Source organism: Azospirillum griseum, assembly GCF_003966125.1.
GTDB lineage: Bacteria > Pseudomonadota > Alphaproteobacteria > Azospirillales > Azospirillaceae > Azospirillum > Azospirillum griseum.
Window position 1 is genome coordinate 1,820 of sequence record NZ_RXMA01000067.1, and the last position, 1,142, is coordinate 2,961.

At 62.9% G+C, this 1,142-nt stretch carries 1 protein-coding gene; it reads right to left on the reverse strand.

Annotation, left to right across the window (positions count from 1 at the left end):
- The coding region (locus EJ903_RS27875; protein ID WP_246015996.1) for a calcium-binding protein at window positions 1-1,142 on the reverse strand (1,142 nt) is incomplete at both ends.

A 1,142-nucleotide genomic window follows, 5' to 3' on the forward strand; every position in this document is an offset into this window, starting at 1 on the left:
GACATCATCCACGGAGTAGACGTCGTTGCCCAGACCACCCGACAGCGTGTCATTGCCCACGCCACCCTGGATCAGGTTGTCCAAGGCATTGCCCACACCGGTGAAGTTGCCAGTGCCGGTGTAGGCGAGCGTCTCCACATTGGCCGAAAGGGCGTAGCTGGAAAGGCTGGTGCGCACCTCGTCGCTGCCTTCACCGGCCAGTTCCGTCACCACATCACCGACATCATCCACGGTGTAGACGTCGTTGCCCAGACCACCCACCAGCGTGTCATTGCCAGCGCCGCCTGACAGCGTGTCATTGCCCACACCGCCCTGGAGCAGGTTGTCCAAGGCATTGCCCACGCCGGTGAAGTTGCCGGTGCCGGTGTAGGCGAGCGTCTCCACATTTGCCGACAAGCCGTAGCTGGAAAGGCTGGTGCGCACCTCGTCGCTGCCTTCACCGGCCAGTTCCGTCACCACATCACCGACATCATCCACGGTGTAGACGTCGTTGCCCAGACCACCCACCAGCGTGTCGTTGCCCGCGCCACCCGTCAGCGTGTCATTGCCCGAACCGCCCTGGATCAGGTTGTCCAAGGCATTGCCCACGCCGGTGAAGTTGCCGGTGCCGGTGTAGGTGAGCGCTTCCACATTTGCCGACAGGCCGTAGCTGGAAAGGCTGGTGCGCACCTCGTCGCTGCCTTCACCGGCCAGTTCCGTAACCACATCGCCAGCATCGTCCACGATGTAGACATCGTTGCCCAGACCACCCACCAGCGTGTCGTTGCCGGTACCGCCCGACAGCGTGTCATTGCCCGAACCGCCCTGGATCAGGTTGTCCAAGGCATTGCCCACGCCGGTGAAGTTGCCGGTGCCGGTGTAGGTGAGCGCTTCCACATTTGCCGACAGGCCGTAGCTGGAAAGGCTGGTGCGCACCTCGTCGCTGCCTTCACCGGCCAGTTCCGTCACCACATCGCCAGCATCGTCCACAATGTAGACGTCGTCCCCGAGACCACCCGACAGCGTGTCATTGCCCACGCCACCCTGAATCAGGTTGTCCAAGGAATTGCCCACACCGGTGAAGTTGCCGGTGCCGGTGTAGGTGAGCGTCTCCACATTGGCCGAAAGGGCGTAGCTGGAAAGGCTGGTGCGCACCTCGTCGC